Here is a 25,107-nt window from a genome sequence, read left to right as displayed (position 1 = left end):
ATGACCGAATGGCTGCTACGGGCCGGCTACTGGAGTTCGCTCGCCTTGTAGTAGCCGGTGTCGACCAGTTCCTTGCTGTAGTTGGTCTTGTCGACGCTCACCGGCTGGAGCAGGTACGCGGGCACGACCTTGGTGCCGTTGTCGTACGTCTTGGTGTCGTTGACCTCGGGCTTCTTGCCGTTGAGGACGTCGTCGACCATGGTCGCGGCGACCTTGGCGAGCTGCCGGGTGTCCTTGTAGACGGTCTGTGTCTGCTCACCGGCGATGATCGACTTCACCGAGGCCAGCTCGGCGTCCTGGCCGGTGATGACCGGCAGCGGCTTGCTGGCGGAGCCGTAGCCGTCGGACTTCAGCGCGGAGAGGATGCCGATGGAGATGCCGTCGTAGGGCGAGAGCACCGCGTCGACGCGGCCGGTCTTGTAGGAGGAGGTCAGGACGTCCTCCATGCGCTTCTGCGCGGTGGTGCCGTCCCAGCGCAGGGTGGTGACCTGGGTGAGCCCGGTCTGCTTGGACTTGACGACGAGCTTCTTGCTGTCGATGTACGGCTGGAGCACGCTCATCGCGCCGTTGAAGAAGTACTTGGTGTTGTTGTCGTCGTTGGAGCCGGCGAACAGCTCGATGTTGAACGGGCCCTTGCCGCTCGCCAGGCCCAGCTTCTCGACGATGTAGTTGGCCTGGAGCTCACCGACCTTGGTGTTGTCGAAGGACGCGTAGTAGTCGACGTTCTTCGTGCCCAGGATCAGGCGGTCGTAGGAGATCACCGGGATCTTGGCGTCCGCGGCCTGCTGGAGCACGTTGTTGAGCGACTTGTTGTCGATCGCCGCGATGATCAGGCCCTTGACGCCCTGCGTGATCAGGTTCTCGATCTGCGAGACCTGCTGGTCGGGGTCGTCCTCGCCGTAGACCAGCTTGGTCTTGTAGCCCTTGGACTCCAGGTTGGTGACGACGTTCTTGCCGTCGGCGATCCAGCGCTCCGAGGACTTGGTCGGCATCGCGATACCGATGGTGCCGCCCTTGGCATCGCTCGAACTCGCCTTGCTGCCCCCTTCGCTGTCCTGCCCGCAGGCGGACAGGGTGAGAGCGAGCGAGGCGGCGCCGGCTATGAGGGTGAGGGCGCTTCTACGAGTGCGCATGGTGATCGTCCCTGTTCTTTCTCGTCGTTGAGATGTGCTGGGCCCTGGCAGGGGTGTGGGGGATGTCAGTTGGCCGGGAAGCGGTTGAGCGTTCCGGGCAGTCGGGAGCCGAGCGGAGCCATGTCCCCACCCGCGCCGTGCCGTTCGAGCAGGTCGAGGGCGAGCCGGCCGCGCCGTACCCGCTCCCGCGCGGTGTCCAGCGTCACGTCCCGCAGGTGGGTGCCCCACGGGTAGATCCCGGGAGCCCTGGACAGACCGAACTTCAGGTACAGCGGTGCGCCGCGCCGGATCAGCTCGGCGACCTCGTACATCCGGATGTAGCCGCCGAGGTCGTCCGGAGCCTCGATGTACATGTCCATCGGCGCGGCGGACACCCGCCGGATCTCGGTGAGATGAGCGAGCGTCAGATCGCTGGGCACGTTCAGCGAGTCGGCGCCCAGGTGCTCGAAGACGGCGTACGACGCCGGGTTGACCGGGCCGATCAGCGCCGACACCTTCAGCGTGGTGTCGGCCGGGATGATCCCGGCGACCCGCGCCCGGTGCAGCGTCCACAGCACGCCCTCGTCGGCGACGAGCAGGCACTTGACGCCCAACTCCGTCGCCCGCACGGCGTCTTCGACGCAGCCGGCGACCGCGTCGTGACCGCGGGCCCGCAGGCCGCCGCCGCGCGAGTCGGACCGCACCGAGCCGCCGATGTCCCAGGTGCCGCGCGGGCCCGTGAACAGACACAGCTCGATGTCGCGCGCGGCGGTCGCCTCGACCATCTCGGTGATCTCGGAGTCGGTCAGCATCCACACCCCGCTGCCCTGGCTGATCCGGTGGATCGGCACGTCGAGGCGGGAGGACTCCTTGAGGACGACGGCCAGCGCCTCGGGACCCTCGCACGAGGGGATCTCGGTGCGCCAGCGGCCACCGTCGGGGAAGGTGTGCGGCGAGGCGTCGGCGGGGTCGAGGGCGGGCGCACCCAGGCCGAGCGCGGTGAGCACCTGCTCACCGGGGCGGCGGGCCGCCGGAGCGGAGACGTCGTTCACAAGCTGTCCTTCGCGTTCGGTATTTCGGACGAGGTTCGCGGCTCTGGGTACGGAAAGGCTGGGTGGTACGCCGGTACGGGGACCGTCAGGTCGCCCCCGTACCGGCGTACGTCTAGGGGCGAAGGAGCACCTTGCCGACCTTCGGATCGCCGGACCCGACCAGCTCGATGGCGTGCGGGAACTCGTCCAGCGGCAGCTCGTGCGTGACCAGCGGCAGCGGGTCGAGCAGCCCCGCGCCGAAGACCCGTACCGTGTGCGCCCAGGCGTCCGGCGGAGCACCGAAGACGGTGTGCACCTCCAGCTGCCGCACGACCAGGTCGGTCGGGTCGAGTCCCTCGGCGCCCGGCGCCGGGATCCCCGTGAGCACCAGCCGGCCGCCCCGCCGGAGCAGTCCTGCGGCGGTACGGGCCGCGTCCGCGGAGCCCGCGGTCTCGATCACCACGTCGAAGTCGTCCGGCAGCTCCTGGTCCTTGGTACGGAAGTCGGTGGCGCCGAACGTCCGCGAAAGCTCCGCGCGGTCGGGGCGCGTGCCCACCACGAGCAGCTCCGCGGGCGAACCCGCCTTGAGGAACTGGATCGCGAACATGCCGAGCGTTCCCGTGCCGACGACGGCGACCCGCTCACCGGGCCGAGCGTTCGCCTTGAGCGCCGCCGCCGCGATGCAGGCCGCGGGCTCGAGGAGCGCCGCGGCCGTCAAGTCGGCCTCGTCCGGCAGGACATGGAGCAGCCGGGCGGGCAGGGTCAGCGTCGGGGCCATCGCACCCGGCTGGGTGAACCCGGTCTCCTCGTACCCGGCCGTGCACAGCGTGGTCTCGCCCGCGTGACAGCGGTCGCACACCTGGCAGTTGCGGAACCCCTCGCCGACGACCTTGCGCCCCACGAGACTTGACGGCACCCCGGCGCCGACCGCCGTCACCGTCCCGGACCACTCATGCCCGGGCGTCAGCGGGTAACGGACGTACCCCTCGGGCCGGTTGCCCTGGTACACCTCGCGGTCGCTGCCGCAGATGCCGACCGCGTGGACGCTCACCAGCGCCTCGCCGGCCTCCGGGCGCCGGGGCTCGTGCGCGGCCAGCCGGTGCTCGCCCGGCGCGTCGATGACGACGGCGCCACTCACTGCTCGGTGCCCTTCGGCTTGCGCTGCTCCCAGCCCTCGGCCCACAGGTCGAACCGGGCCTGCTGCTGCGGGAATTCGGCCGCCGCGTCGGCATCGAACTCGACGCCGAGACCGGGCTTGTCGGAGAGGTGGAAGTAGCCGTCCACGACCTCCGGCGCGCCCTTGACGATCTTCTTGATCTCCGCGTCCGCGAAGTCGTTGAAGTGCTCCAGGATCTTGAAGTTGGGGGTGCTGAAGCCGACCTGGAGGGAGGCGGCGGTCAGTACGGAACCGCCCACGTTGTGCGGTGCGACGAGCACGTAGTGCGTCTCGGCCGTGGCGGCGAGCTTGCGGGTCTCCCAGATGCCACCGACATGGCCGACGTCCGGCTGGATGATGTCGACGGCCTGGCTCTCGAACAGCTCGCGGAACTCGATGCGGTCGTGGATGCGTTCACCGGTGGCGACCGGGATGTCGACCTTGGCCGCGACCTTCTCCAGCGCCTTCAGGTTCTCCGGCGGGCACGGCTCCTCCAGCCAGGCCGGCTTGAAGGGCGCCAGCTCGTGGGCGAGGCGGACGGCGGTGGCGGGGGAGAAGCGGCCGTGCATCTCCAGCATCAGCTCGGCGTCCGGACCGATGGCGTCCCGCACGGCCTCGATCAGCGAGACGGCGTACAGGGTCTGCTCGTGGTCCAGCTCGAAGTGCCCGGTGCCGAAGGGGTCGATCTTCAGCGCCCGGTACCCGCGCTCGATCACGCCCTGCGCGGCCTTGTGGTACGCCTCGGGCGTGCGCTCGGTGGTGTACCAGCCGTTGGCGTACGCCTTGACCTTGTCGGTCACCTTGCCGCCGAGCAGCTGCCAGACGGGCACCCCGAGGGCCTTGCCCTTGATGTCCCAGCAGGCCATCTCGATGACGGCGATACCGGACATGACGATCTCGCCGGCCCGGCCGTAGTCGCCGTACTTCATGCGTCGTACGAGGTCTTCCACCGCGAACGGGTCGGAACCCAGAATGTGATTGGCCTCCGCCTCCCGCAGATAGCCGATCAGCGCGTCGGTGTGCCCCAGCATCCGGGTCTCGCCGACTCCGGTGACCCCTTCGTCGGTGTGCACCTGGACGTAGGTCAGGTTGCGCCAGGGCGTCCCGACCACGTGTGTGCTGATTCCGGTGATGCGCACGGCAGTTGCCCCTCAGCTGTTCGAGATTCGCTGTTCGAGATTTCGTCACACGTTCGAAATGCTGGCGTGACAGTAAGGACGGGGCATGAGAAGTGTCAATGGGTCGAACGGGTAACGGTTTCGACAAGCATTCGGGGGACCTTTCGGTCACCAGTGCCGTCTCCCACAGAACCTTCACAGACGCGCCTAGGAACCTGACCGTCCGGGAACTTAGTCTTCCCGCGTCATGGACTACTGCCTCCCCTGCCGCCGGCACCTCAACGGCGCCCTCGCCTGCCCGGGGTGCGGTGCACCCGTAGAAGAACTCCGCGCGCAAGCGGGGCAGCAGCCCAACGAGGAGCGCCCGCAGGCGAGTTCGTACGACGGTGAGGGCACCGCACGGGTCGACGTCGGCGCGGACGAGGCGGAGGAAGCCGGGGAGACCGGCGAGGCCCACGACGACGAGGACGCGCCGGCCGGGCGTGCCGCACGGCGTGCGCAGGACCGGGGACGCGGGCGCGGTCGAGGCCGTGGCACGGACGCCGAAGGGCCCGGCGGTGGCGCCAGTCGCCGCGATCGCAAAGCCGCGGCACACCGACGTCGCAGACGCAGAACCCTGCTGATAACCGCCGGCTTCGTCCTGGCCGCCGCCGGTCTGAGCCTCGCGGAACTCGGCGTGGACGCCCCCTTCTCCACCCCCAAGCCGGCCGCGGCGGGCGACGCCTCGGCGGAGGGCGGTTCCGGCGAGGAGGCCGGCGGGACGGCAAAGCCGCTGGACGACAGGTCGGACAAGGGGAGCGGGTCGGACTCCCCGTCACCGGACGACTCCGCCTCGCCCTCGGCCTCCGAGTCCGAGAAGGACAAGGACAAGAAGGGCGAGGACGACACCGACTCACCGTCGCCCACGCGGACTTCACGACCGGGCGTCACCTCGTCGGCGCCCGCCGAGAGCGCGCCGGCCTCGACGCCCACACCCACCTCGGACCCGACGACGTCCGACCCGAGCCCGGACCCCTCGCCGTCGGAGACGTGCGACCGGTTCCTGTGGTGGTGCGCGTAAGCCGGCACCTCTGTCCCGGCCGGCAACTCCGTCTCGACGCCTAGGCGTTGAGCATCCTCTGCAGCAAATCCCGCAAAGACAGCCGCTCTTCGTCCGACAGGCCGGCCAGTGGTGCGCGGGCGAAGCGCAGGTCCTCGCGCAGTTCCCGGGCGACCCGCAGTCCCTCGTCCGTCGCCGCCGCCAGCTTCACCCTGCGGTCCGCCGGGTCGGTCCGCCGCTCCACCAGGCCGCGTGACTCCAGCCGGTCCACTATCCCCGTCACGTTCGACGGCTCGCACTTCAGCTTCCGCGCCAGCTTGCGCATCGGCAGCGGCTCCAGCGACAGCAGACTCAGCAGCCGGGCCTGCGCCCCGGTCAGGGCGTGCTCGCCGGCCGCGTCCTCGTAGTCCTCGTAGAACCGGGCCACGACATCGCCGATCAGCTCGACGACCTCCATGGTCAGCGGGTCGGGGCGGCGGGTCCTCTGCGGTGTGGCCATGGCTTCAGGATACCCCGTTACTTGACATCATGAAATGTTAGCTGCATGGTTATTTCAGGTACTGAAGCATTTCTGCAGTGGCAAGCGTGAAAGGTTCCGTCATGATCAACCGCGAATGGCACCTCCTCAGCCGTCCCGTCGGCTGGCCGAAGTCCGAGGACTTCGCCCTGGTCGAGGCGGAGATCCCGACGCCCCGCGAGGGTCAGGTGCTGGTGCGGAACAAGTACCTCTCCGTCGACCCCTACATGCGGGGCCGCATGAGCGCCGCCAAGTCGTACGTCGCCCCCTTCGAGCTGGGCAAGGTCATGCAGGGCGGCGCGGTCGGCGAGGTCGTCGAGTCCAAGGCCGAGGGCATCGCCGTCGGCGACCACGTCCTGCACTTCCTCGGCTGGCGCGAGTACGCGGCCACCGACGCGAAGAACGTCGTCAAGGTCGACCCCGGCACCGCGCCCCTGTCCACCTACCTCGGCGTCCTCGGCATGACCGGCCTCACCGCCTACGCCGGCCTGCTGCGCACCGCCTCCTTCAAGGAGGGCGACTCCGTCTTCGTCTCCGGCGCCGCCGGTGCCGTCGGCAGCCAGGTCGGCCAGATCGCCAAGCTCAAGGGCGCCTCGCGGGTCATCGGCTCGGCCGGCTCCGACGAGAAGGTCAAGCTGCTGGTCGAGGAGTACGGCTTCGACGCCGCGTTCAACTACAAGAACGGGCCGGTGAGCGAGCAGCTGCGCGCCGCCGCACCCGACGGCGTCGACGTCTACTTCGACAACGTCGGCGGCGACCACCTGGAGGCGGCCATCGGCTCGCTGAACCAGGGCGGCCGGATCGCGATCTGCGGCATGATCTCCGTCTACAACAGCACCGAGCCGGTCCCCGGCCCGAAGAACCTCGGCCGCCTGATCCAGACCCGCGGCCGCATCGAGGGCTTCCTGGTCGGCGACCACTACGACCTCCAGCCGGAGTTCGTGGCCGAGGTCGGACCCTGGGTCGCCTCGGGCGCCCTGAAGTACCGCGAGACCGTCGTCGAGGGCATCGAGAACAACCTGGAGGCGTTCCTCGGCCAGCTCCGCGGGGACAACACCGGGAAGATGATCGTCAAGCTGTAGGACGTACGGCCCGTTCGGCCGTCGGACTGCTGGAGGCCGCACCCCTGGACGTGGGGTGCGGCCTCTGCCCGCTGGATAAGCCGCCGCTGCTCACCCCGCCGCCCGACCCGCGAGAGCGGCCGCGTGTACGGCCATGACCAGCCGGTTGTTCTCCGGTGCCGCCCCGCCGGGGAAGGCGAAGCGGCGGCGGGTGTAGCCGTAGGCCAGGCCCGAGCGGGGGTCGGCGAAGGCCTGGGAGCCCGCCGCTCCGCTGTGCCCGAAGGCGCCCGCGCCCAGGAACGCGTGCCAGGTGTCCGCCGTGGCCTGGAAGCCCAGGCCGTAGGAGCGGTGGGTGCGGGTGACCAGGTCGTAGCCGGCCGAGTGGATCTGGCCGACCTCGGCGATGGTGTCCGGCTTGAGCAGCGGCGGCCGCCCGTCCACCTCGCTGATCGTCGCCGCGTACATCCCGGCGAGCCCGCGCGCGGCGGCGACACCGCCCGCGGACGCCGGTCCCTTGGCGCGTACGGCACGGGAGTTGATGTAGTCCACGAGACCCACGGCGTCCGGCGCGTGCTCGTTGAACGCGATCGAGGCCAGGGTGTGCGGACCGGTCGGCACCGAGTCCAGCACCGCCTGCTCCGGCGCGGTGGGGATCATCGGCTGCGCGGGACGGAAGCGGGGTTCGAGGGCCGCGGGCAGACCCAGGTGGAGGGCCAACTCGTACGGGACGCGCACGCGTTCCTCGAAGACGTCCTGGAGGGTGCGGCCGGTGGCGCGGCGGACGACCTCGCCGGTGAGGGCGCCGATGACCAGCGCGTGGTAGCCGAAGGCCGTCCCCGGGCGCCAGAACGGGCGCTGGTCGGCGAGGCGTTCGGCGATCTGCCGGTCGTCGGCGAGCTCGGCGGGGGTGAAGCCGGTGTCCGTGCCGACGACACCCGCCTGGTGGGACATCAGCTCGCGCAGCGTGAGGGCGCCCTTGCCCTCGGCCGCGAACTCCGGCCAGTAGTAGGTCACCTTGCGGTCCAGCTCCAGAGTGCCCTCCTGGACCAGGAGCGCCACCACCAGATGCGCGGCGCCCTTCGTGGACGAGAACACCCCGAACAGCGCGTCGGGACCGCCGTCGCCCGCCCACAGGTCGACAACCCGCCGGCCGTGCACGTACGCGCACAACTGGCCCTCGTAGTCCGCCCGTTCCGTGGCCACGAACGCGGTGAACTCCTCGCGTACCGCCTCGTACCCGTCCGCGACGGTGCCGTGGATCTCCTGAGTCATCCGCTCTCCTCGATCTCAGCCGCTGCTCGCGTGCGCCATGCTGAACAACGCCCGTCCGACCTGCGGGAGTTCCCCCTTCGGGTGATCCCGGAAGAGAGGCTCCGTGCCGAACAGGACGACCTGTGGGCCGCTGACGACGGACGCCTGTCCGCCCGCCGCGGCGGGACCCCCCGAGCCGTCGGCGAGCGGCCGCCAGTGCCCGGAGAGAAGAGGATCGCCGGTCGCGTACGACTGCTCCACCCGGACGTCCGGGCCGAGCTCCGTGAACCACACCGGCGCGTAGACGAAGCCGTGGTCGGGGGCGCCTGCGGTGACCGGGCCCGAATTCACCACGCGCACCACGCCGTTGGCGTCCCCGTTGCCCTCGACGGCCCGCGCCTTCAGCAGCCCCGCCGCCGAACTCAGCTCCGCACCGGTCGCTCCCCGCCCCACCAGTCCGTGACCGGCGAGGAAGGCGTCCAGGGCGGCCCGTGCGGTGTCCGTGAGGCCGCCCCGGTCCAGCCCGGCGGAGACGAACAGCACGTCCGTCGCCGACCAGTCGAAGCCGGCGTTGAGGGCACCGGTCGAGACCGGGGTGACGTCGAAGTCCATCTCGCGCAGCGCGAACAGCTCGCCCGCGGTGACGGCGGCGGCGACCCGGACGCGGTGCAGGGGCGTCGTCGGACCGGCCTGCCTCGTCGCGTCGAAGGCGACGTCGTACGCACGGGCCGCGGCCTCCACTTTCGCGCGCACCGAGGCGGACACCGGCTCGGGGACGAGCGCGCTGCCGTCGGCGGCCCGCCGTACCGGAACGCCTTGCCGGAGCAGGGAGTTGAGCGCCGCGAGTTCGGCCGGATCGGTGAGCTTCAGGCGGAGGGCGCCGCGCGGGGCGACGTATCCGACGCGCGCCGCGGCCGAGACGGGGCGCAGCGGCAGACCGGCGAGGCGTCCGTCCGGTACGGGCCGCACGGTCGCACCCCACAGCCGCCCCAGACTCCAGCCCGAGATGTCGTACATCACCGACACCTTGTCGCTGATGTCCCGCCCGTCCGCGAGGAGCACGTTCGCGAGCCCCCGCTTGGGCTGGCGCATGTCGACGACGTACGAGCCCTTGGCGTACGTCCGTCCGCCGAGCCGGATCGCCCTGCTCGCGCGGGTGACGCGGACGTCGTTGGCGAGGAGGTGGTCGACGAGCCGGGCGGCGGCCGTGGTGGCGGGGCCTGGGATGACGTAGGCGCGCGGGAAGTCGGTCGTGTAGACGTCCTCCGGGCCGATGCCCGGCACGCCCGGTACGGTCCGCTCCGACACCGGCACCTGGGCGGCGCCGGTGGCTCCGCGGCGGAAGACCTCGATCTGGTCGGCGATCAGGGAGGTGCGGCGGGTGCCGACGAAGTCGAGGGTGGCGCGCAGGGCGGCGCCCGCCACGTCCACGTTGATCGCGGCCCGGCGGCGGAGTTCGGTGACCGGCAGGTTGTCGTAGGCCGCGTTGTTGACCTGGAGCGGGATCTCCACCGTGTGCGCGGCGACCGTGCCGTGGAAGGCCGCGTACTGCGGGGTGAAGATCGGCGGCCAGTCGTCCCAGCCCTCCTCCTGGTCGCGGAAGGGGATCTGAGCCGGCTCGACGCCGTCCGCCGCCGGGGTGTAACCGAGGCCGTTGACGGCGGCCTCCATGCCGAGGGCGTTGGCGTAGGTGTTCTTCAGGAAGAGGTCGTACTCGTAGTTCTCGCCGTGCGGGGGAGTGGTCGGCTCGATCAGGGTGCCGTTGACGTACCCGTGCAGATCCAGCATCACGGCCGGCTGCTTGTCGATCTCGGTCTGCCGCATGGCCCGCACCTCGGGCTGCGAGGCGGTCACGAAGTCCCGGTTCAGATCGAAGCCGTTGGCGTTGGTGCGGGTGCCGGCGATACGGCCGTCGGGGTTCGCGGTGACGTTGAAGTAGAGGCGGGTGTGCGCGAGCAGGTCCTTCGTCTTCGTGTCCTTGGCGGTGGCGAGTCGCTCGATGAGCGCGAGGGAGGCGTCGGTGCCCTCCCACTCGTTGCCGTGGATGTTGTTGTTGAAGAACACGGGCGCCTTGTAACGCGCCTTGACCTCCGGGGACTTGGCGGCCGTGGCGGGCGCGTTCTCGATCAGCTCCCGCATCCGCTCCTGGGCCGAGGCCTCGCGGGCGGTCTCCGGGGCGGTGACGGTGACCAGAAACAGCCGATGCCCACCGGCCGACCGCCCGGTCACCTCGACACTCACCCGATCACCGAGCCGCTGAAGGGAGTTCAGCTTCGGGGCGATGGCGTGGTACGGGGTGAGGCCGAGCTTGAGGGACTTGTCGGCGGGGTTCTCGGGGTCGGGGGAGAGGACTTGGCGGCGGGGATAGCCGAGGGGAGTGCTGGCGCCGGTGCTGGTATCGGCACCGCCGGCCGACGGGTCGGCGAGGGCGCGCAGGGCGGCGCTCAGGGGACTGCGGGCCGCACCGGTGTCGCTGCTGTCGCTGTCGAGGGCCGAGCCCTCCCGGACGGGTGGCTTCGGGTCGGCGCCGGCGGTGTGGGGGGTGAGCAGGAGTGAGCCTGCCGTGGTGAGCGCGAGGGCGGTGAGCAGGGGTCTCGCAGGGACGGTTCGCGTGATGCGCACGTGTACCTCCTCCGGGGCTTCCTGAGATCGGTACGGCGAGATGTACCTGTTCGACTCAACCGCAACAAGAGGGAGTTCCCGGCACCGATGCCCCGGATGGCGCATCCCGATGGGTGCGATCGGGGCATGCTGAGAGCGGCGGCGACCACCGGCGGCGGTGTGCGAGGCGAGGAGAGACCCCGTGGCAACGATCCCTTCGCTCCCCAGCAGGGACGACGTACTGCGCATGGCACGCAGCACGACCGACATCACCGGCCAGCTCCTGGACACGGCCGGCAACATCACCAGGATCGCGATCAACACCTTCGATCCGAGGGACGGTTCGGGTGCGGAGGCACTGCGCGTACTGCGCGAGACGACGGCGGAGTTGGCCGAGGCGAGCGCGTCGCCGCAGGCCCAGGAGGCCTTCTACCGGATCGTCGACACGCTGACCCGCCTGGGCACGACCGGCGCGCCGCTGGCCGTGCACCCGGTCAGTGAACCCGCCCAGGTCCTCCTCGCGGCGCTCGGCGACAGCCTGTTGCCGGTGCTGGACGCGGTGGAGCCGGCGGTGGAGGAGTTCGCGACGGCGCTCGGAGACCTGCTGGAGGCGAGCTCTCCGCTGCTGCCGGCCGTGGCCGGGGTGATAGCGGGCGTGCTCCTCGCGGCGACCCCGGTGATCCGCTCGACGGCGGAGGTGCTGCGAGACGCGTCCCCCGAACTCCGCCGCATGGCCGACGCGTTGACGTCGGCGCTGGCGCCCCTGCTGCCCCTCCAGGTGGCGTTGGCGGAACGAGCGGCCACGGCAGGAGCGGGCGTGGCCCGCGCGACCCTGTCCCCCCTGGCGGACCTCACGGAGGCGGCAGCGGCGACGACCCAGACGGTCCGGCCGGTACTGATCGCGGGAGAGGAGCTGGTGGTGTCGACCCTCGAACAACTCCAGCCGCTCCTCCTGACGGTGGCATCGAGGACGGGACGATTGGCGCGTTCGGCGGCGGTACGGGTGAGTGCGGCGATGGCGCCGGCGGGGGAGCGGGGGGTTGTGGTGGCGGTGCCGGCTTGAGGCGCGGCGTGGGAGACACATCGCCTGGTGGCCACGGCACGGCCCCGCTAACGTGACTGCCATGCCGAATGACCTCCCCGACCTCCCCGCCCTCCGGGCATCGCACGAGGACCGCGACCGGGTCGTGGACGTCCTGCGGATCGCCGCGGGCGACGGCCGACTCGACGCCGAGGAACTCGACATCAGGCTGGAAAGCGCGCTGACGGCCCGGACGTTGGGCGAGCTGGCGGAGCTGACCGCGGACCTGCCGAGCGCGCCGGCGACCAAAGCCAAAGACGTCCTGGTGGTGGAACAACACGGCGGCAAATACATCCGTGAGGGCCGCTGGCAGGTACCCACCCGCATCGAACTCCGCACCCAACTCTGCCGAGTCACCTTCGACTTCACCCACGCGGAGATCACCTCGGACGTCCTGCGCATCGAGACGGACATGGTGCACGGCAAGCTGTTCTTCGTCGGCGCGCGGGACATCACGATCGACACGGACGAACTCAACCTCACGTACTCCAAGCTCAAACTCCGCCGCAAGATCTCCACCGAGGCTCCCCGCCTCCGCGTCGAACTCACCGGAAGGCTCCTGCACGCGAAGGTGATCGAACGCCGATCGTGAGGGTGCTGAGCCCCTTGCTAGGGTGCGCCGATGCCATCGATCAAGCAGTTCCAGGTCACCTTCGACTGCGCGGAACCCGAGCGTCTGGCTCGCTTCTGGTGCGAGGTGCTGGGATACGTCGTACCGCCGCCCCCGGAGGGTTTCACCACCTGGGACGACTACAGGAACGCGCAGTCCCCTGAGGAGCGGGACGCGTGGTTCGCGTGCGTCGACCCCTCGGGCGTGGGCCCGCGCCTGTACTTCCAACGCGTCCCCGAAGGAAAGGCCGTCAAGAACCGCGTACACCTCGACGTACGGGTCGGCACCGGCCTGGTGGGCCCGGAACGCCTCGCCGCCCTGGAGGCCGAGTGCGCCCGCCTGCTCCCACTGGGCGCGGTCCACGTACAAACCCTGTACGACGGCACCGACGCCTGCATCCCGATGCAGGACATCGAGGGCAACGAGTTCTGCATCGACTGAGGGTCCTTGGAAGGATGCCTACCGTCGGCGAGGGGTCACGTCACGTCGTGCCTGCGCGTCGGACAGTGCTTGGCACTCTCGTCAGCGAAAACGCAGAGCTGACCGATGAACTCCCGGTACTCGGCGGGGTAATCGAGGTCCTTGGCGGGCGGCCCGGTGATCCACTGCTGCCAGAGGCCGTCCGGGGCGAGGAATCGGGCCGCGTGGTCGGTGCCGAGCTTGGCGTCGAGCAGGAGGAGCGCACCGAGGGCGTCCGTCTGGTCATAGTCGAGGTCGGGGCGACGCAGGTAGTGGTCGAGGTAGGCGACCAAGAGGTCGGCGTCGGCGGCGGTGCCGAAGGTGGCCAGCGCGACACAGTACGCCTGGCCCGCATAGGGACCCTTGCTGGCGAGCAGGACTTCGCCGAGACGTTCCCGGAACTCGGTTCGGCCGGCGACAGCGATCAGCCAGGCCGCCGTCTTGCTCTCACGCCATCCCCAGTCGAGCAACAGCCTCAGTTCTCGAGGGGTGATCTTCCCGGCGTCCTTGCCCAGCTTCCGCGTGAACTTGGCTCGGTCGCGCCTGCTCAGAAAGAGAAGAGCGCCGCCCAGTTTGAGATACCGGCGTCCGGGAGTGACATAGCGACGGGTCAATCTGAACAGTTCGGCTTCTTCAGCGGTTTGACGCATGGCGGCATCCTCGTACGCACGCAGCCGTCTTCGGACCGCGGCCCCCCAAAGGCCCCTCACAGACACCGGCCCCCACCCCACCCCCGCTCGCCGATAGGCTTCCCACATGCGAGATCTAGGGGCCGGCTTCACGTACCTTCTGAAGGGCCATCAGTGGGCGGCCCGGCACGGCAAGCAGTATGGGTTCGGGCTGTTGCCGGGGCTCATCACGCTGGTGCTCTACCTCGCGGCGCTGATCGCGCTGGCTCTCTGGGGCGAGGACTTCGTCACCTGGGCCACGCCGTTCGCCGACGACTGGTCGAGTCCGTGGCTCGGTCTGTTCCGGGGGTTCCTGACCGCCGTGCTGTTCGCGCTCGCCCTGCTTCTCTCCGTGCTTACGTTCACCGCGATGACTCTGCTGATAGGGCAGCCCTTCTACGAGAACCTCTCCGAGAAGGTCGACCGGGATCTGTCCCCGGACGGCACCGCGCCCGAGTCCGGGCTGCCGCTCTGGCGGGAGTTGTGGATCTCAGCCCGTGACAGTCTGCGGATTCTCGTCCGCGCCGCGGTCTGGGGCGTCCTGCTCTTCGGCCTCGGCTTCCTGCCCTTCGTCGGGCAGACGGCGATCCCGGTGATCGGCTTCTTCGTCACCGGGTTCTTCCTCACCGAGGAACTCACCGCTGTCGCGCTTCAGCGCCGAGGCGTCGACCTGCGCGCCCGCCTCACCCTCCTGCGCTCCCGCAAGACCCTGGTCTGGGGCTTCGGCACCCCGTTGGCCGTGGCCTTCCTGGTCCCGTTCGTGGCCGTCTTCCTGATGCCGGGCGCGGTCGCGGGCGCCACCATGATGGCCCGCGACCTGTTGGACGAGGGAACGGCGGAACCTGATCCCGAGCCCGAGCCCGACAACAAGCGGCTCACCTTCTGAACGTCACTTCCCGAACGTCACGTCCGCCGCCACCGTCACGATCGCCCGCACCTGATCGATGATGTCCAACCGGTTCTGTACGAACTGCGGATCCGTCACCGCCCCCGTCGCCGGATCCGTGTTCCCCGCCCCGAACTGCAGTACCGGCGTGTGCACATGCCCACCCGGCAGCGTGTCGTGCAGACCGAGCCGGTCGCGCAACAGCGTCGCGCGGTACGCGATCTCGTTGGAGAGATAGTCCCCACCGCCCCCGGCCCGCGCGGTCGACCCCGCCGTCGGCCCGTCCTCCCGCACGACCGGAACCGTGCCGCCCGCCGGTATCTCGGTGACCGCCGTGTGGTCGTACACCGGGAACCGCCCCGTCTGAGCCGCCACGATCGCGGCATACGGCAATGTCGTGGTCGTCCACTGCGGCTGCGAGGCCGGGTCCGTGACCGGCACGGTCTCCGTCCTGCTGACGTTGTCGTTGTCCGGGAACCCGCCCCGCCAGGCCCCGTTGGTCCGCTCCACGTCGATCCGGCCGACCCGCCCCTGACTCACGGTCGTGAACAGGTCCACCTGCTTCAGATACGGCCGCAACGTCCGCTCCACGGTTCCGTCCGCGAAGTCCTGCCACCGCACCGGGAAGACGACCGTCTCGATCCGCGCCGGCCCCTCCGCCGTCCTGATCACCGTGCCGTCGAGCGCGAGCGCGGTGGCCCCGGAGGGGTTGGAGATCCGGATGTCCCGGTCCAGCGTGAACGGGTCGAAGCCGGTCACGAGGATCCGCTTGACGCCTTTCCCGTGCGATGAGTTGACGCCCTTGCCCGACGACGACTTGCGCGAGTAACGGACGTCCTCCTGCCCCCTGGACGTCCGCTCCAACGCGTCGATCAGCGCCGCGCGTCGAGTGTCACTCAGCCCGAACCCCGGCTCCCAGGTGCGTACTTCCTTCGTCAACCCGAGCCGCGCCCAGTACAGCGGCCGGTCGTCGTCCCGGCTCAGATCCCCGCCCGCCGGCCCGCGCCCCTGCGCCCGGTCCACGGCCCGCCGCCACAACGCCGACCCCTCGCGTACGACGATCCGCCGCGCCTCGGCATAGGAACGGGCCCGCTCCAGCGCCCGCGCGAACCCCGGTGCCACGTTGTCGAATCCGGACCGCTGAAGGATCTCCTGCGGTACGGCCCGGTCGAGCCGCTGTTCCTCGACGGTGGGCGCGGGAACCGTCTCGGCGGCCGTCGCCGCAGTGGGGGTGGCAAGGCCGGCCATCAGGGCCAGGCCGAGTACGCCGATCCGAACACGTAGAGAACTCAAGGGAGTCGGGTCCTTCCGTCGCCGTGGGGTGCGTGGTACCGGACGGCCGCAGTATCGCCCGAGGGAAGCGGTCCACGCCATGGGGCAGGTGGGACAGCCGGATCGGGCAGGTCAGGCGGTCGGACCGATCACGTGGGCATCATCAGCAGCACGAGGACGAGCAACGGCACCGTCTGGAACACCGCCGCCCCGCGCAGCCGCCCCACCCACAGCGCCACCCCGACGGCCACCACCACCCCGCAGGCCACGCCCAGTTCGGTCAACGGCGGCTCGTACGCCTCCTCGTCCCAACTCGCCGCCCACCCGGTCATCCCGGCCGCCAGCCACCCGTATCCCACGAGAAGGGCATTGAGGGGCAGAAGCGCGAGCGCCGCCACGAAGTTCCGCATGGACACCATCGTCGCGACGGGGGACGGTCGGCGCCTGAGTAGCCGTACCTAAAGACTGTCCGAAAAGCCGTCCGACTCCGCCTGCCACGGGGACTTCCTCGGCCAGTCACCCCGGCACCCGCCCCGCCCCCTCCCGCAGCACCCCCACGAACGCCTCCACCGCCGCCGCCGGCGTCCGCCCCCGGGCCGTCGCCGCGTACACCGCCCGGGCAGGGGCTCCCTCGTCGAGCACCCGTAGCAGCACGATGTCCGGGCGTACGGACCCGGCGGCGAGGGCCGGGACCAGGGCGACGCCGAGGCCGGCGGCGACGTAGCCCTGTTTGGCGGTCCACTCGGCTACGACGTGGGCCACGCGGGGGCGGAAGTCCTGGCGCAGGGCCGCGTCCAGGAGGGTGCCTTCGGGGTGGGGGCTGCCGGAGATCCAGTCGGCGTCGGCGAAGCGGCCGAGGGGGATCGGGGAGGTGGAGTTCGACAGGGGGTGGTCGGCGGGGACGGCTACGTACAGGGACTCGTCGAGGAGGTGGTGCAGTTCGTACGGGTCCAGCGGGGCGCCGGCCGTCGTCGAGACGACCGCCAGGTCGAGGTGGCCGGTGGTGAGGCGGTCCAGGAGCCTGGGGGTGAGGCCCTCCTCGCGGGAGACGTGCACGCCGGGGTGCCGGGCGCGGAACGCGGCCAGGGCGTGCGGCACCAGCTCCGCGTCCGCCGTCGGGAACGCCCCGAACCGGAGCCGCCCGCCCGCCACTTCGCGCAGGTCGGTCAACTCGCGGGCCACGCCGTACAGGATCTCGGCGACGGACTCCGCGTGCGGCACGAGGACCCGGCCGGCCTCCGTGAGCCGCACCCCGCGCGGCAACCGGTCGAAGAGCGGTGTGCCGCCCAACGCCCCTTCCAGTGCGGAGATCTGGCGGGACACGGCCGACTGGGTCCAGCCGAGCGCCCGCGCGGCCACCGTGAACGAACCGTGCCGGGCGACCTCCAGGAAGACGCGCAGCCAGACCGTCGAGACATCCGGTGCGGTGGGGGTCTTCCGTGAAGTCGCGCGATGCTGATTCGGCATGTCAGGCATGCTAGACACTCGCTTGTCGCATCGTGACGGCCGCGCCTAGCGTCGACGGCATGCGTATCACCCTGGACAGTCCGCCCACCGCGCCCCAGCCCGCGAGCCCCTACTACTCCCAGGTCGCCCGCGTCGAACACCCCGACGGCAGCGCCCTGTTGTTCGTCTCGGGGCAGATCGCCGAGGGCGACACCATGGCCGAGCAGACGCGCGGGATCTTCGAGGCACTGGAGGCTCTGCTGAGGGCCCACGGGGCGACCCTGGACCACGTCATCAACATCCGCTCGTACCTGACCGACATCGACAAGCTGCCCGAATACGGCGCCGTACGAAGGGAGTTCCTCACCGGGACTCCGCCGACGAGCATGACCTTCGAGGCCTCGCGGCTGTTCCGGCCGGAGGCGCAGATCGAGATCGAGGTCGTGGCGGCGGTGCCCGCGCCGCACTGATCACTGTCCGGCCGGCTCAGGCCTCCCTGCCCCTTTCCCTGCCCCTTTCCCCGTCCGTTTCCTCGCCCAGCAGCGCGAGGAAGTCCCGGAACGCCCCCGGCATGTCCACCGACTCCGGGTCCAGCAGCCACTGGTACTGGAGCCCGTCCATCACCGCGACCAGCAGCGGAGCGCCCCGCTCGGGCGTGAGGCCGTTCGGGAGACGGTCGCCGTACTCGGCGCGCAGCACCGCCGCCATGTTCGCCCGCACCCGCGTGTACCGCTCGGTGAAGTACTCCCGCGCCGGATGCCCCTCCGTCACGCTCTCGCCGAGCAGCGCCGAGAAGGTCTGGATGATCGCCGGGCGCATGGCGTTGTACTCGACGAGGGCGGCGAGCAGATCCACCCGCCAGGCGGTGTCCGGCATCGCGTCCCACCGGTCCCGTTCCTTCAGGACGGCCACCAGCAGCGCCTCCTTCGTCGGGAAGTGGTGCAGCAGCCCCTGCTGGGTCAGCCCGACCCGCTCGGCCACCGCTGCGAGGCTCGCCCCCCGATAGCCGCGCTCGGCGATCACCTCAAGGGCGGCCCGGACGATCTCCGCCCGCCGCTCCTCGCTCCTGGCCCTCATGCCGTCACGGTACGGCACACGGCGCACGAAAAATAACTGGGAGGTAACGAAACCTACCGCTCTACAGGCAATCGAGGCAGGATGAGGAGAACCGAAGGCACTCAATGAGGAGGCACTCCCATGGGGGGAACGGAATCAGCCGTCGAGGCCGCGCTCGGCAAGCTGGACCTGGACGCCAAGGCCCATCTCCTGGCCGGCCAGGACACCTGGTCCCTGCCCGCGCTGCCGGAGATCGGCCTGCGGTCCCTCGTCATGTCCGACGGCCCGATCGGCGTCCGGGGTGTGCGCTGGAGCGCCGACGACCCGTCCGTCGCCCTGCCCTCCCCGACCGCCCTCGCGGCCACCTGGGACCCGGAGCTGGCCCGCCGGGCCGGCACGCTGCTCGCCCAGGAGGCCCGCCGCAAGGGCGTCCACGTGCTCCTCGCGCCCACGGTCAACCTGCACCGGTCCCCGCTCGGCGGACGGCACTTCGAGGCGTACAGCGAGGACCCGTACCTGACGGGGCGGATCGGCGCCGCGTACGTCGGCGGCGTACAGGCGGGCGGTGTCGGCACCACCGTCAAGCACTTCGTCGCCAACGACGCCGAGACCGACCGCTTCACCGTCGACAACTCCGTCTCCGAACGCGCCCTGCGCGAGCTGTACTTGGCCCCCTTCGAGCACATCGTCGAGAACGCCCACCCGTGGGGCATCATGACCGCCTACAACACGGTCAACGGCACGACGATGACCGAGCACCGGTATCTGGTGAACGAAGTCCTGCGCGGCGAATGGGGCTTCGACGGCTACAACGTCTCCGACTGGAGCGCCGCCCGCCACACGGTCGCGGCCGTCGAGGGCGGTCTGGACGTCGCCATGCCGGGCCCGCGGACCGTGTACGGCGAGGCCCTGGCGAAGGCCGTCCGCAACGGCGAGGTCGAGGAGGCCACCGTCGACGAGGCCGTGCGCCGCGTCCTGCGGCTCGCCGCCCGCGTCGGCATCCTGGAGGGCGCCGAGCCCGCCGTCACCGACCTGCCCGAGACCGTCGACGGCGAGGCGCTGGCCCGCGAGATCGCCCGCCGCTCCTTCGTCCTCGTCCGCAACGAGCAGGGCGCCCTCCCGCTGCGGGCGAACGGCACGGTCGCCCTCATCGGCGCCGCCGCCCGCGACGCCCGCGTCCTCGGCGGCGGCTCCGCCACCGTCTTCCCCTCCCACATCGTCTCCCCGCTCGACGGCCTCACCGCGACCCTCCCCGACGGCACCCTCACCTACTCCGTCGGCGCCGACCCCGCCACCGAACTCGCCGTCGCCGACAAGGGGTTCGAGCTGACCACGATCTGCCGCGACGCGGCCGGCGAGGTCATCGGCACCCGTTCCGTGCCCAACGGGCACATCCAGTGGATGGGTTCGGACCTCCCGGTGGGCGTCACCCACGAGAACCTCCACACCGTCGAGTTGACCGGCACCTTCACCCCGCGCGACAGCGGCCCGCACACCTTCGGCATCAAGGGCATGGGCCCCTTCACCCTCACCCTCGCCGGCACCACGTACTACGACGACGTCCAGCGCCCCGCCGACGACTCCGACCCCTTCGAGGCCATCTTCGGCGCCCCGGTGCCCCGCGCCCAGGCCGAACTCGTCGCAGGCGAACCGGTGCAGATCTCCCTCACCCACGTCTTCTCGCTCCCCGAGGGCGTCCCCTTCAAGGTCGTCGCCTTCGCCCTCGCCCACCAGGAACCGCAGCGCGACGAGGACGAACTGATCGCCGAGGCCGTCGAGTCGGCCCGCGCCGCCGACACCGCGGTCGTCGTGGTCGCCACCACCGAGCGCGTCGAGTCGGAGGGCTTCGACCGCAAGGACCTCCGACTCCCCGGCCGCCAGGACGACTTGGTCCGCGCCGTCGCCGCTGTCAACCCGAACACGGTCGTGGTCGTCAACTCCGGCTCCCCGGTCGAACTGCCCTGGCGCGAGGACGTGTCCGCCGTCCTGCTCAGCTGGTTCCCCGGCCAGGAGGGCGGCGAGGCCCTCGCCGACGTCCTCACCGGCGCGCACGAGCCGGGCGGCCGACTGCCCACCACCTGGGGCGCCCTGGCCGACGCCCCGGTCACCCAGGTGACCCCCGTCGACGGTGAACTCCCGTACACCGAGGGCGTCTTCATCGGCTACCGCGCCTGGGAGAAGGAGGGCCGCACCCCCTCGTACCCCTTCGGCCACGGCCTCGGCTACACCGACTGGACCTATCAGTCCGTCGACGTGGACGGCATGACCGCCAGGATCCGCGTCCGCAACTCCGGCGCGCGCCCCGGCCGCGAGATCGTCCAGCTCTACCTCGCCCCCGCCCGGCCCACCGCCGACCGCCCCGGCCGCTGGCTGGCCGGATTCGCGAGCGTGGAGGCCGGTCCGGGCGAGACCACCGAGGCCGTCATCGAACTCCCGCGCCGCGCCTTCGAGATCTGGGACGAGACGGCCAACGGGTGGTCGTTTGTGAAGGGTTCGTACGAGATCCAGGTCGGCCGCTCGATCACCGACCGCAGGATCACCGCGACGATTAACGTCTGAGGCGGGACGAGCCTCCCCACGAACTGCCCCGGTCCGGGACCTGACCCCTGGACCGGGGCGAAGTGGTTCTCGGGCACGTGGTGTTCGGGCGGCCTCAGCGGGTCGCGAACCCGTACACCGTCTCCGACCGGTACACCTCGCCCGGCCGCAGCACCGTGCTCGGGAAGTCGGGCCGGTTGGGGGAGTCGGGGAAGTGCTGGGTCTCCAGGGCGACGGCGTCGCCGGGGGAGAAGGGCTCGGGCAGGTGCTCCCCGGTGTACAGCTGGAGACCGGGTTCGGTGGTCGAGACGGTCAGCACGCGCCCGGACGCCGGGTCGTACAGCTCACCGACCTCGCGAGGAGCGGACGTCACCCCGCCGTCCAGCACGAAGTTGTGGTCGTAGCCCGCCCCGACCTTCCGCGTCTCCCGGAAGTCGAACCGCGTGCCCGCGACCCCCTCCAGCACACCGGTCGGGATCAGATCGGCGTCGACGGGGGTGTACTGCGAGGCGGCGAGCCGCAGTTCGTGACCGCCGGCGTTGCCGCCACCGGCCAGGTTCCAGTACGAGTGGTTCGTCAGGTTCACCACGGTCGGCGCGTCCGTGACCGCCTCGTACGCGATGCGCAGCGCGCCGGAGTCGTCGAGCGTGTACGTCGCCGAGACCTCCAGCCGGCCCGGAAACCCCTCCTCACCGTGCGGACTGACGCGGCTCAGCCGCACCCCGTGCCCCTCGTCCGCGGTCACCGGCGTCATCTCCCAGACGCGCTTGTCGAAGCCGCGCTCGCCGCCGTGCAGGGAGTTGGGCGGGGTGTTCTGCGCGAGCGCGTACGTCACGCCGTCCAGCGGGAAGCGGCCGCCCGCGATCCGGTTGGCGTACCGGCCGACCAGGGCGCCGAGATACGGGTCCGGATGCGTGAGATAGCCGTCCAGGTCGGCGAACCCGAGCACCACGTTCCCGGTCCGCCCCTCCCGGTCCGGGATCTCGACGGACTGCACGATCCCGCCGTACGAGAGGATCCGCACCCGGACGCCGGACCGCTCCAGGGTCCAGCGGTGCACCGGGGTGCCGTCGGGAAGTGTGCCGAACTGTTCGCTCATGGGCGGAACCCTAAGTCACGCCTCTTTGGCGACGACGGCACGGTAGGCCATCTCCGCCAGTCGGGCCTGCCCGTTCACACTCGGGTGGAACCAGTCCCAGTGGCTCAACTGGTCGGTGCCGAACCGGTAGTCGTAGACCGCGCCGCCGTCGAACCGGCACCGCTCGTCCTTGGCGCAGACCTCCTTGAGCACCCGGTTGTAGTCCTCGACCCGCTGCTGCACGGTGTCCCGGCGCAGGGTCGCCGCCGAGTCCAGCGCGTCCGCGTCGGCCAGCATCGAGGGGCAGATGCCGAGCTTCCACACCTGCTTGCCCATGGCGTTGGTGCGCCCCTGGGACCACAGCCGCTTCAGGTTCGGCACGCTCGCCACGTACACCTGTGTCTTCGGCAGTCGCGTGCGCAGGGTGCCCAGGGCGTCCTCGAACTCGGTGCGGAAGTCGGCCACCGAGGTCATCGCCGAGGTCGAGGCGCGACAGGCGTCGTTCGCGCCCGCCATCACCGTCACCAACTGCGGCTTCTTCACGGCCGCCTGCGTGATCTGCGCGGACAGGTCGGCCATCCGGGCCCCGGTCACCGCGTAGTTCCAACTGTGCTCGGCCGCCTTCGCCCGCCCCAGCAGCCGTACGGCGAGACTGTCCACCTCCTCGCTGTCACCCGTCGCCCACGACACCTCCGGGCAGTCCGCCAGCACCGAACAGGCGTCGAAGCCGCGCGTGATGGAGTCGCCCACGGCGGCGACGGAGCCCGGACTCACGTCCCAGGCCGAGGTCGGCGACGGCTTCGCCTTCTGCGCCTTGGTGCCGTCCGGCGCCGGGGAATTGCCACCGGCGGCGTCGCAGCCCGCGACCCCCAGGACGGTCGCCGTCACGGCGGCCAGCACGGTCCGGGAGCGGTGGCTGGGCTTCCGCATCGGCGATGATCCCCTCGGTCGGCGCACACCGGCAGACATCAACCGGTCTCCGTACATAACAACGCGCGAGAGTTCCCGATCCACGCGGCGTGCAACGGTTCACGCCGTACAGGCGTCCTGCCGGGTGAATGGCAGGCGTTTGTGGGCATCAGGACGGACGGTACGTCACACTCCTTGCGCCGCCGCACGGTAGCCTCGCCATCAACGTGGCCCGCCCGCCACAACCGCCCGCCAGTCAGCAAGATGTCCCGCTCAGCCCGGAGGTCCCGGTGACGACACGTGGAGTTCTGTACGTGCACTCCGCGCCGCGCGCGCTGTGCCCACACGTCGAATGGGCCGTAGCCGGCGTGCTCGGCACCCGAGTCAACCTCGACTGGATCCGGCAACCGGCCGCACCCGGCACCTGGCGCTCGGAGTTCTCCTGGCAGGGCCAGCCCGGCACCGCGTCCAAACTCGCCTCGGCGCTGCGCGGCTGGCACCTGCTGCGCTTCGAGGTCACCGCCGAGCCCACCGCCACCGCCGAGGGCGAGCGCTACAGCTGCACCCCCGAACTCGGCATCTTCCACGCCGTCACCGGCATCCACGGCGACATCCTCATCCCGGAGGACCGCCTGCGCGCGGCCCTGATCCGCTCCCAGCAGGGTGAGACGGACCTGGAGGCGGAGATCGCCAAACTCCTGGGCAAGCCGTGGGACGACGAGTTGGAGCCCTTCAGGTATGCCGGTGAGGGCGCGCCGGTGCGCTGGCTGCACCAGGTGGTGTGAGGTCGGCAGACGCCGATTCCTCCTGCACGCCGAAGGGCCCCCACCGACCGGTGGGGGCCCTTCAGTTACGTACGAGAGTGCGTACGGGCGATTCTCAGACCGTCCGGAACGCCAGCACCACGTTGTGCCCACCGAACCCGAACGAGTCGTTCAGGGCGGCGATACGGCCTTCGACCGGCAGCTTGCGAGCCTCCCCGCGGACGACGTCCGCGTTGGCCTCCGCCTCCGGGTCGAGGTTGTCGACGTTGATCGTCGGCGGCGCGAGCCGGTTGTAGAGCGCCAGCACGGTCGCGACCGTCTCGACGCCGCCGGCCCCGCCGAGCAGGTGACCGGTCATCGACTTGGTCGCGGAGACCGCCATGTGGTCCGCGTCGTCGCCGAACACCTTGCGCAGCGCCTTCAGTTCGGCCACGTCACCGGCCGGCGTCGAGGTCGCGTGCGCGTTCACGTGCACGATCTCCGCCGGGTCCAGGTCGGTGTTGTCGAGCAGGTTCTGCAGGGCGTGCGAGATGCCACGCCCCTCCGGCTCCGGCTGCACGATGTCGTGGCCGTCGGCGGAGATGCCCTGCCCGACGGCCTCGGCGTACACGCGGGCCCCGCGCTTGGCGGCGTGCTCGGCGGACTCCAGGACGATCACGCCGGCGCCCTCGCCGAGGACGAAGCCGTCCCGGGCGGTGTCGTAGGGACGCGAGGCGCCCTGCGGGTCGTCGTTGTTCTTGGACATCGCCATCATGTTGCCGAACGCGGCGATGGGCAGCGGGTGGATGGCCGCCTCCGTGCCACCCGCGACGACGACGTCGGCGCGGCCGGTGCGGATCATCTCGATGCCGTAGCCGATGGCCTCGGCGCCCGAGGCGCACGCGGAGACCGGCGTGTGCACGCCCGCGCGGGCGCCCACGAGCAGACCCACGTTGGCGGACGGGCCGTTCGGCATCAGCATGGGGACGGTGTGCGGGGAGACGCGGCGGACGCCCTTCTCCTTCAGCACGTCGTACTGGTCGAGCAGGGTGGTCACACCGCCGATCCCGGAGGCGATGACGGTGCCGAGACGGTCGGGGTCGACCGCGGCGTCCTCACCGGCCTTGTCGGTGAAACCGGCGTCGGCCCACGCCTCCTTGGCCGCGATCAGCGCGAACTGCGCCGAGCGGTCCAGTCGGCGGGCCTGCGGACGCGGGATGACCTCGGAGGGGTCCACGGCGGCCGGCGCGGCGATACGGACCGCCTGTTCGGCGGCCCACTCCTGCTCCAGGGGCTTCACGCCGGAACGTCCGGCGACCAGTCCCTCCCAGGTCGAGGCTGCGTCGCCACCCAGCGGTGTGGTTGCGCCGATACCGGTGACGACCACGGTGCGATTGGTCGGGCTCACGGGAATTCTTTCTCCAACGATTACGAGGATTCAGCGGCGCCACCGCCGGGTGGCGGGGCCATGCAGT

24 protein-coding genes are annotated in these 25,107 nt (G+C 70.8%); 9 read left to right on the top strand and 15 right to left on the bottom strand.

Features of this window, described 5'->3' with window-relative positions; translation table 11 throughout:
* Positions 1-26: 26 nt before the first annotated feature.
* The 4 genes from chvE to ACWD5F_RS12580 all read right to left on the bottom strand — a co-directional run bounded on the left by chvE (position 27) and on the right by ACWD5F_RS12580 (position 4,438).
* Entirely contained in the window at positions 27-1,133 is a 1,107-nt protein-coding gene (chvE, locus tag ACWD5F_RS12595) for a multiple monosaccharide ABC transporter substrate-binding protein (protein ID WP_401727780.1), read from the bottom strand.
* Between the two features lie 65 nt (positions 1,134-1,198).
* Positions 1,199-2,164 carry a hypothetical protein gene (locus ACWD5F_RS12590; protein ID WP_451253678.1) on the bottom strand — a complete coding sequence of 322 codons (966 nt, stop codon included), beginning with the start codon at positions 2,162-2,164 and terminating at the stop codon, positions 1,199-1,201.
* A 112-nt stretch (positions 2,165-2,276) separates the two neighbouring features.
* Positions 2,277-3,281, bottom strand: coding sequence for a zinc-dependent alcohol dehydrogenase (locus tag ACWD5F_RS12585; protein ID WP_451253676.1), 1,005 nt, complete (start codon positions 3,279-3,281; stop codon positions 2,277-2,279).
* Positions 3,278-4,438 carry a mandelate racemase/muconate lactonizing enzyme family protein gene (locus tag ACWD5F_RS12580; protein ID WP_451253674.1) on the bottom strand — a complete coding sequence of 387 codons (1,161 nt, stop codon included), beginning with the start codon at positions 4,436-4,438 and terminating at the stop codon, positions 3,278-3,280. The genes ACWD5F_RS12585 and ACWD5F_RS12580 overlap by 4 nt, the downstream gene beginning before the upstream one ends.
* A gap of 226 nt (positions 4,439-4,664) precedes the next feature.
* Between ACWD5F_RS12580 and ACWD5F_RS12575 the strand changes: the two genes are divergently transcribed.
* Complete coding sequence (locus tag ACWD5F_RS12575; protein ID WP_451253672.1) at positions 4,665-5,477, top strand: SCO2400 family protein; 813 nt, start codon at positions 4,665-4,667, stop codon at positions 5,475-5,477.
* Positions 5,478-5,517: 40 nt separating this feature from the next.
* Here the strand turns inward: ACWD5F_RS12575 and ACWD5F_RS12570 are convergent, their stop codons facing one another.
* A complete protein-coding gene (locus ACWD5F_RS12570; RefSeq protein ID WP_401727775.1) occupies positions 5,518-5,955 on the bottom strand; it encodes a MarR family winged helix-turn-helix transcriptional regulator in 438 nt (145 codons plus the stop codon).
* 101 nt (positions 5,956-6,056) lie between these two features.
* Here ACWD5F_RS12570 and ACWD5F_RS12565 point away from each other — a divergent pair, with 101 nt between their 5' ends.
* Positions 6,057-7,055 carry an NADP-dependent oxidoreductase gene (locus ACWD5F_RS12565; protein ID WP_451253669.1) on the top strand — a complete coding sequence of 333 codons (999 nt, stop codon included), beginning with the start codon at positions 6,057-6,059 and terminating at the stop codon, positions 7,053-7,055.
* Between the two features lie 90 nt (positions 7,056-7,145).
* Here the strand turns inward: ACWD5F_RS12565 and ACWD5F_RS12560 are convergent, their stop codons facing one another.
* Together ACWD5F_RS12560 and ACWD5F_RS12555 are read right to left on the bottom strand one after the other, a co-directional pair.
* A complete protein-coding gene (locus tag ACWD5F_RS12560; protein WP_451253667.1) occupies positions 7,146-8,306 on the bottom strand; it encodes a serine hydrolase domain-containing protein in 1,161 nt (386 codons plus the stop codon).
* Positions 8,307-8,321: 15 nt separating this feature from the next.
* Positions 8,322-10,907 (bottom strand): M14 family zinc carboxypeptidase, encoded by a 2,586-nt coding sequence (locus ACWD5F_RS12555; RefSeq protein WP_451253665.1) that lies wholly within the window; start codon positions 10,905-10,907, stop codon positions 8,322-8,324.
* 181 nt (positions 10,908-11,088) lie between these two features.
* On the opposite strand from ACWD5F_RS12555, the gene ACWD5F_RS12550 reads away from it, so the two are divergent.
* From ACWD5F_RS12550 to ACWD5F_RS12540, 3 genes are all read left to right on the top strand, one after another.
* Positions 11,089-11,949 carry a hypothetical protein gene (locus ACWD5F_RS12550; protein ID WP_451253663.1) on the top strand — a complete coding sequence of 287 codons (861 nt, stop codon included), beginning with the start codon at positions 11,089-11,091 and terminating at the stop codon, positions 11,947-11,949.
* 61 nt (positions 11,950-12,010) lie between these two features.
* A complete protein-coding gene (locus ACWD5F_RS12545) occupies positions 12,011-12,559 on the top strand; it encodes a DUF1707 SHOCT-like domain-containing protein (protein WP_451253661.1) in 549 nt (182 codons plus the stop codon).
* A 30-nt stretch (positions 12,560-12,589) separates the two neighbouring features.
* Positions 12,590-13,018 (top strand): VOC family protein, encoded by a 429-nt coding sequence (locus ACWD5F_RS12540; RefSeq protein ID WP_451253659.1) that lies wholly within the window; start codon positions 12,590-12,592, stop codon positions 13,016-13,018.
* Between the two features lie 35 nt (positions 13,019-13,053).
* Here the strand turns inward: ACWD5F_RS12540 and ACWD5F_RS12535 are convergent, their stop codons facing one another.
* Positions 13,054-13,686, bottom strand: a complete 633-nt coding sequence (locus ACWD5F_RS12535) for a DUF6000 family protein (protein ID WP_451253657.1) — start codon at positions 13,684-13,686, stop codon at positions 13,054-13,056.
* A gap of 106 nt (positions 13,687-13,792) precedes the next feature.
* Between ACWD5F_RS12535 and ACWD5F_RS12530 the strand changes: the two genes are divergently transcribed.
* On the top strand, positions 13,793-14,590 hold the full coding sequence (locus ACWD5F_RS12530; RefSeq protein ID WP_451253656.1) for an EI24 domain-containing protein: 798 nt from the start codon (positions 13,793-13,795) through the stop codon (positions 14,588-14,590).
* 3 nt (positions 14,591-14,593) lie between these two features.
* On the opposite strand, the gene ACWD5F_RS12525 is transcribed toward ACWD5F_RS12530, so the two are convergent.
* The 3 genes from ACWD5F_RS12525 to ACWD5F_RS12515 all read right to left on the bottom strand — a co-directional run bounded on the left by ACWD5F_RS12525 (position 14,594) and on the right by ACWD5F_RS12515 (position 17,338).
* On the bottom strand, positions 14,594-15,883 hold the full coding sequence (locus tag ACWD5F_RS12525) for a pyroglutamyl-peptidase I family protein (RefSeq protein ID WP_451253654.1): 1,290 nt from the start codon (positions 15,881-15,883) through the stop codon (positions 14,594-14,596).
* Positions 15,884-16,011: 128 nt separating this feature from the next.
* Positions 16,012-16,272: a hypothetical protein gene (locus tag ACWD5F_RS12520; protein WP_451253652.1), complete on the bottom strand. Its 261-nt coding sequence runs from the start codon at positions 16,270-16,272 to the stop codon at positions 16,012-16,014.
* A gap of 106 nt (positions 16,273-16,378) precedes the next feature.
* A complete protein-coding gene (locus ACWD5F_RS12515; RefSeq protein ID WP_451253650.1) occupies positions 16,379-17,338 on the bottom strand; it encodes a LysR family transcriptional regulator in 960 nt (319 codons plus the stop codon).
* Positions 17,339-17,388: 50 nt separating this feature from the next.
* Here ACWD5F_RS12515 and ACWD5F_RS12510 point away from each other — a divergent pair, with 50 nt between their 5' ends.
* Entirely contained in the window at positions 17,389-17,778 is a 390-nt protein-coding gene (locus tag ACWD5F_RS12510) for a RidA family protein (RefSeq protein ID WP_451253648.1), read from the top strand.
* A 16-nt stretch (positions 17,779-17,794) separates the two neighbouring features.
* Here the strand turns inward: ACWD5F_RS12510 and ACWD5F_RS12505 are convergent, their stop codons facing one another.
* Positions 17,795-18,403, bottom strand: a complete 609-nt coding sequence (locus ACWD5F_RS12505) for a TetR/AcrR family transcriptional regulator (RefSeq protein ID WP_451253646.1) — start codon at positions 18,401-18,403, stop codon at positions 17,795-17,797.
* Positions 18,404-18,505: 102 nt separating this feature from the next.
* On the opposite strand from ACWD5F_RS12505, the gene ACWD5F_RS12500 reads away from it, so the two are divergent.
* Positions 18,506-20,923 carry a beta-glucosidase gene (locus ACWD5F_RS12500; protein ID WP_451253644.1) on the top strand — a complete coding sequence of 806 codons (2,418 nt, stop codon included), beginning with the start codon at positions 18,506-18,508 and terminating at the stop codon, positions 20,921-20,923.
* 94 nt (positions 20,924-21,017) lie between these two features.
* Here the strand turns inward: ACWD5F_RS12500 and ACWD5F_RS12495 are convergent, their stop codons facing one another.
* Together ACWD5F_RS12495 and ACWD5F_RS12490 are read right to left on the bottom strand one after the other, a co-directional pair.
* Positions 21,018-22,001, bottom strand: coding sequence for an aldose epimerase family protein (locus tag ACWD5F_RS12495; protein WP_451253642.1), 984 nt, complete (start codon positions 21,999-22,001; stop codon positions 21,018-21,020).
* A gap of 15 nt (positions 22,002-22,016) precedes the next feature.
* Positions 22,017-22,910, bottom strand: a complete 894-nt coding sequence (locus tag ACWD5F_RS12490; protein ID WP_451253640.1) for an SGNH/GDSL hydrolase family protein — start codon at positions 22,908-22,910, stop codon at positions 22,017-22,019.
* 269 nt (positions 22,911-23,179) lie between these two features.
* Here ACWD5F_RS12490 and ACWD5F_RS12485 point away from each other — a divergent pair, with 269 nt between their 5' ends.
* The gene (locus tag ACWD5F_RS12485; protein WP_401727756.1) at positions 23,180-23,674 is read left to right on the top strand and encodes a DUF3145 domain-containing protein; all 495 of its coding nucleotides are present in this window, start codon (positions 23,180-23,182) and stop codon (positions 23,672-23,674) included.
* Between the two features lie 94 nt (positions 23,675-23,768).
* Here ACWD5F_RS12485 and ACWD5F_RS12480 read toward each other — a convergent pair whose 3' ends face one another.
* Positions 23,769-25,040, bottom strand: coding sequence for a beta-ketoacyl-[acyl-carrier-protein] synthase family protein (locus tag ACWD5F_RS12480; protein ID WP_451253638.1), 1,272 nt, complete (start codon positions 25,038-25,040; stop codon positions 23,769-23,771).
* Between the last annotated feature and the right edge of the window lie 67 nt (positions 25,041-25,107).

The organism is Streptomyces sp. NPDC002499 (assembly GCF_053595415.1).
Note: the sequence above shows the minus strand (reverse complement) of the source record. Positions and strands in the feature narration are given on the sequence as shown.

What these genes read in the sequence shown, in the direction of transcription:
- chvE (WP_401727780.1), bottom strand. Translation starts at nt 1,133, where the DNA reads ATGCGCACTCGTAGAAGCGCCCTCACCCTCATAGCCGGCGCCGCCTCG.
- ACWD5F_RS12575 (WP_451253672.1), top strand. Translation starts at nt 4,665, where the DNA reads ATGGACTACTGCCTCCCCTGCCGCCGGCACCTCAACGGCGCCCTCGCC.
- ACWD5F_RS12570 (WP_401727775.1), bottom strand. Translation starts at nt 5,955, where the DNA reads ATGGCCACACCGCAGAGGACCCGCCGCCCCGACCCGCTGACCATGGAG.
- ACWD5F_RS12565 (WP_451253669.1), top strand. Translation starts at nt 6,057, where the DNA reads ATGATCAACCGCGAATGGCACCTCCTCAGCCGTCCCGTCGGCTGGCCG.
- ACWD5F_RS12560 (WP_451253667.1), bottom strand. Translation starts at nt 8,306, where the DNA reads ATGACTCAGGAGATCCACGGCACCGTCGCGGACGGGTACGAGGCGGTA.
- ACWD5F_RS12545 (WP_451253661.1), top strand. Translation starts at nt 12,011, where the DNA reads ATGCCGAATGACCTCCCCGACCTCCCCGCCCTCCGGGCATCGCACGAG.
- ACWD5F_RS12540 (WP_451253659.1), top strand. Translation starts at nt 12,590, where the DNA reads ATGCCATCGATCAAGCAGTTCCAGGTCACCTTCGACTGCGCGGAACCC.
- ACWD5F_RS12535 (WP_451253657.1), bottom strand. Translation starts at nt 13,686, where the DNA reads ATGCGTCAAACCGCTGAAGAAGCCGAACTGTTCAGATTGACCCGTCGC.
- ACWD5F_RS12530 (WP_451253656.1), top strand. Translation starts at nt 13,793, where the DNA reads ATGCGAGATCTAGGGGCCGGCTTCACGTACCTTCTGAAGGGCCATCAG.
- ACWD5F_RS12520 (WP_451253652.1), bottom strand. Translation starts at nt 16,272, where the DNA reads ATGCGGAACTTCGTGGCGGCGCTCGCGCTTCTGCCCCTCAATGCCCTT.
- ACWD5F_RS12515 (WP_451253650.1), bottom strand. Translation starts at nt 17,338, where the DNA reads ATGCCTGACATGCCGAATCAGCATCGCGCGACTTCACGGAAGACCCCC.
- ACWD5F_RS12510 (WP_451253648.1), top strand. Translation starts at nt 17,389, where the DNA reads ATGCGTATCACCCTGGACAGTCCGCCCACCGCGCCCCAGCCCGCGAGC.
- ACWD5F_RS12500 (WP_451253644.1), top strand. Translation starts at nt 18,506, where the DNA reads ATGGGGGGAACGGAATCAGCCGTCGAGGCCGCGCTCGGCAAGCTGGAC.
- ACWD5F_RS12495 (WP_451253642.1), bottom strand. Translation starts at nt 22,001, where the DNA reads ATGAGCGAACAGTTCGGCACACTTCCCGACGGCACCCCGGTGCACCGC.
- ACWD5F_RS12490 (WP_451253640.1), bottom strand. Translation starts at nt 22,910, where the DNA reads ATGCGGAAGCCCAGCCACCGCTCCCGGACCGTGCTGGCCGCCGTGACG.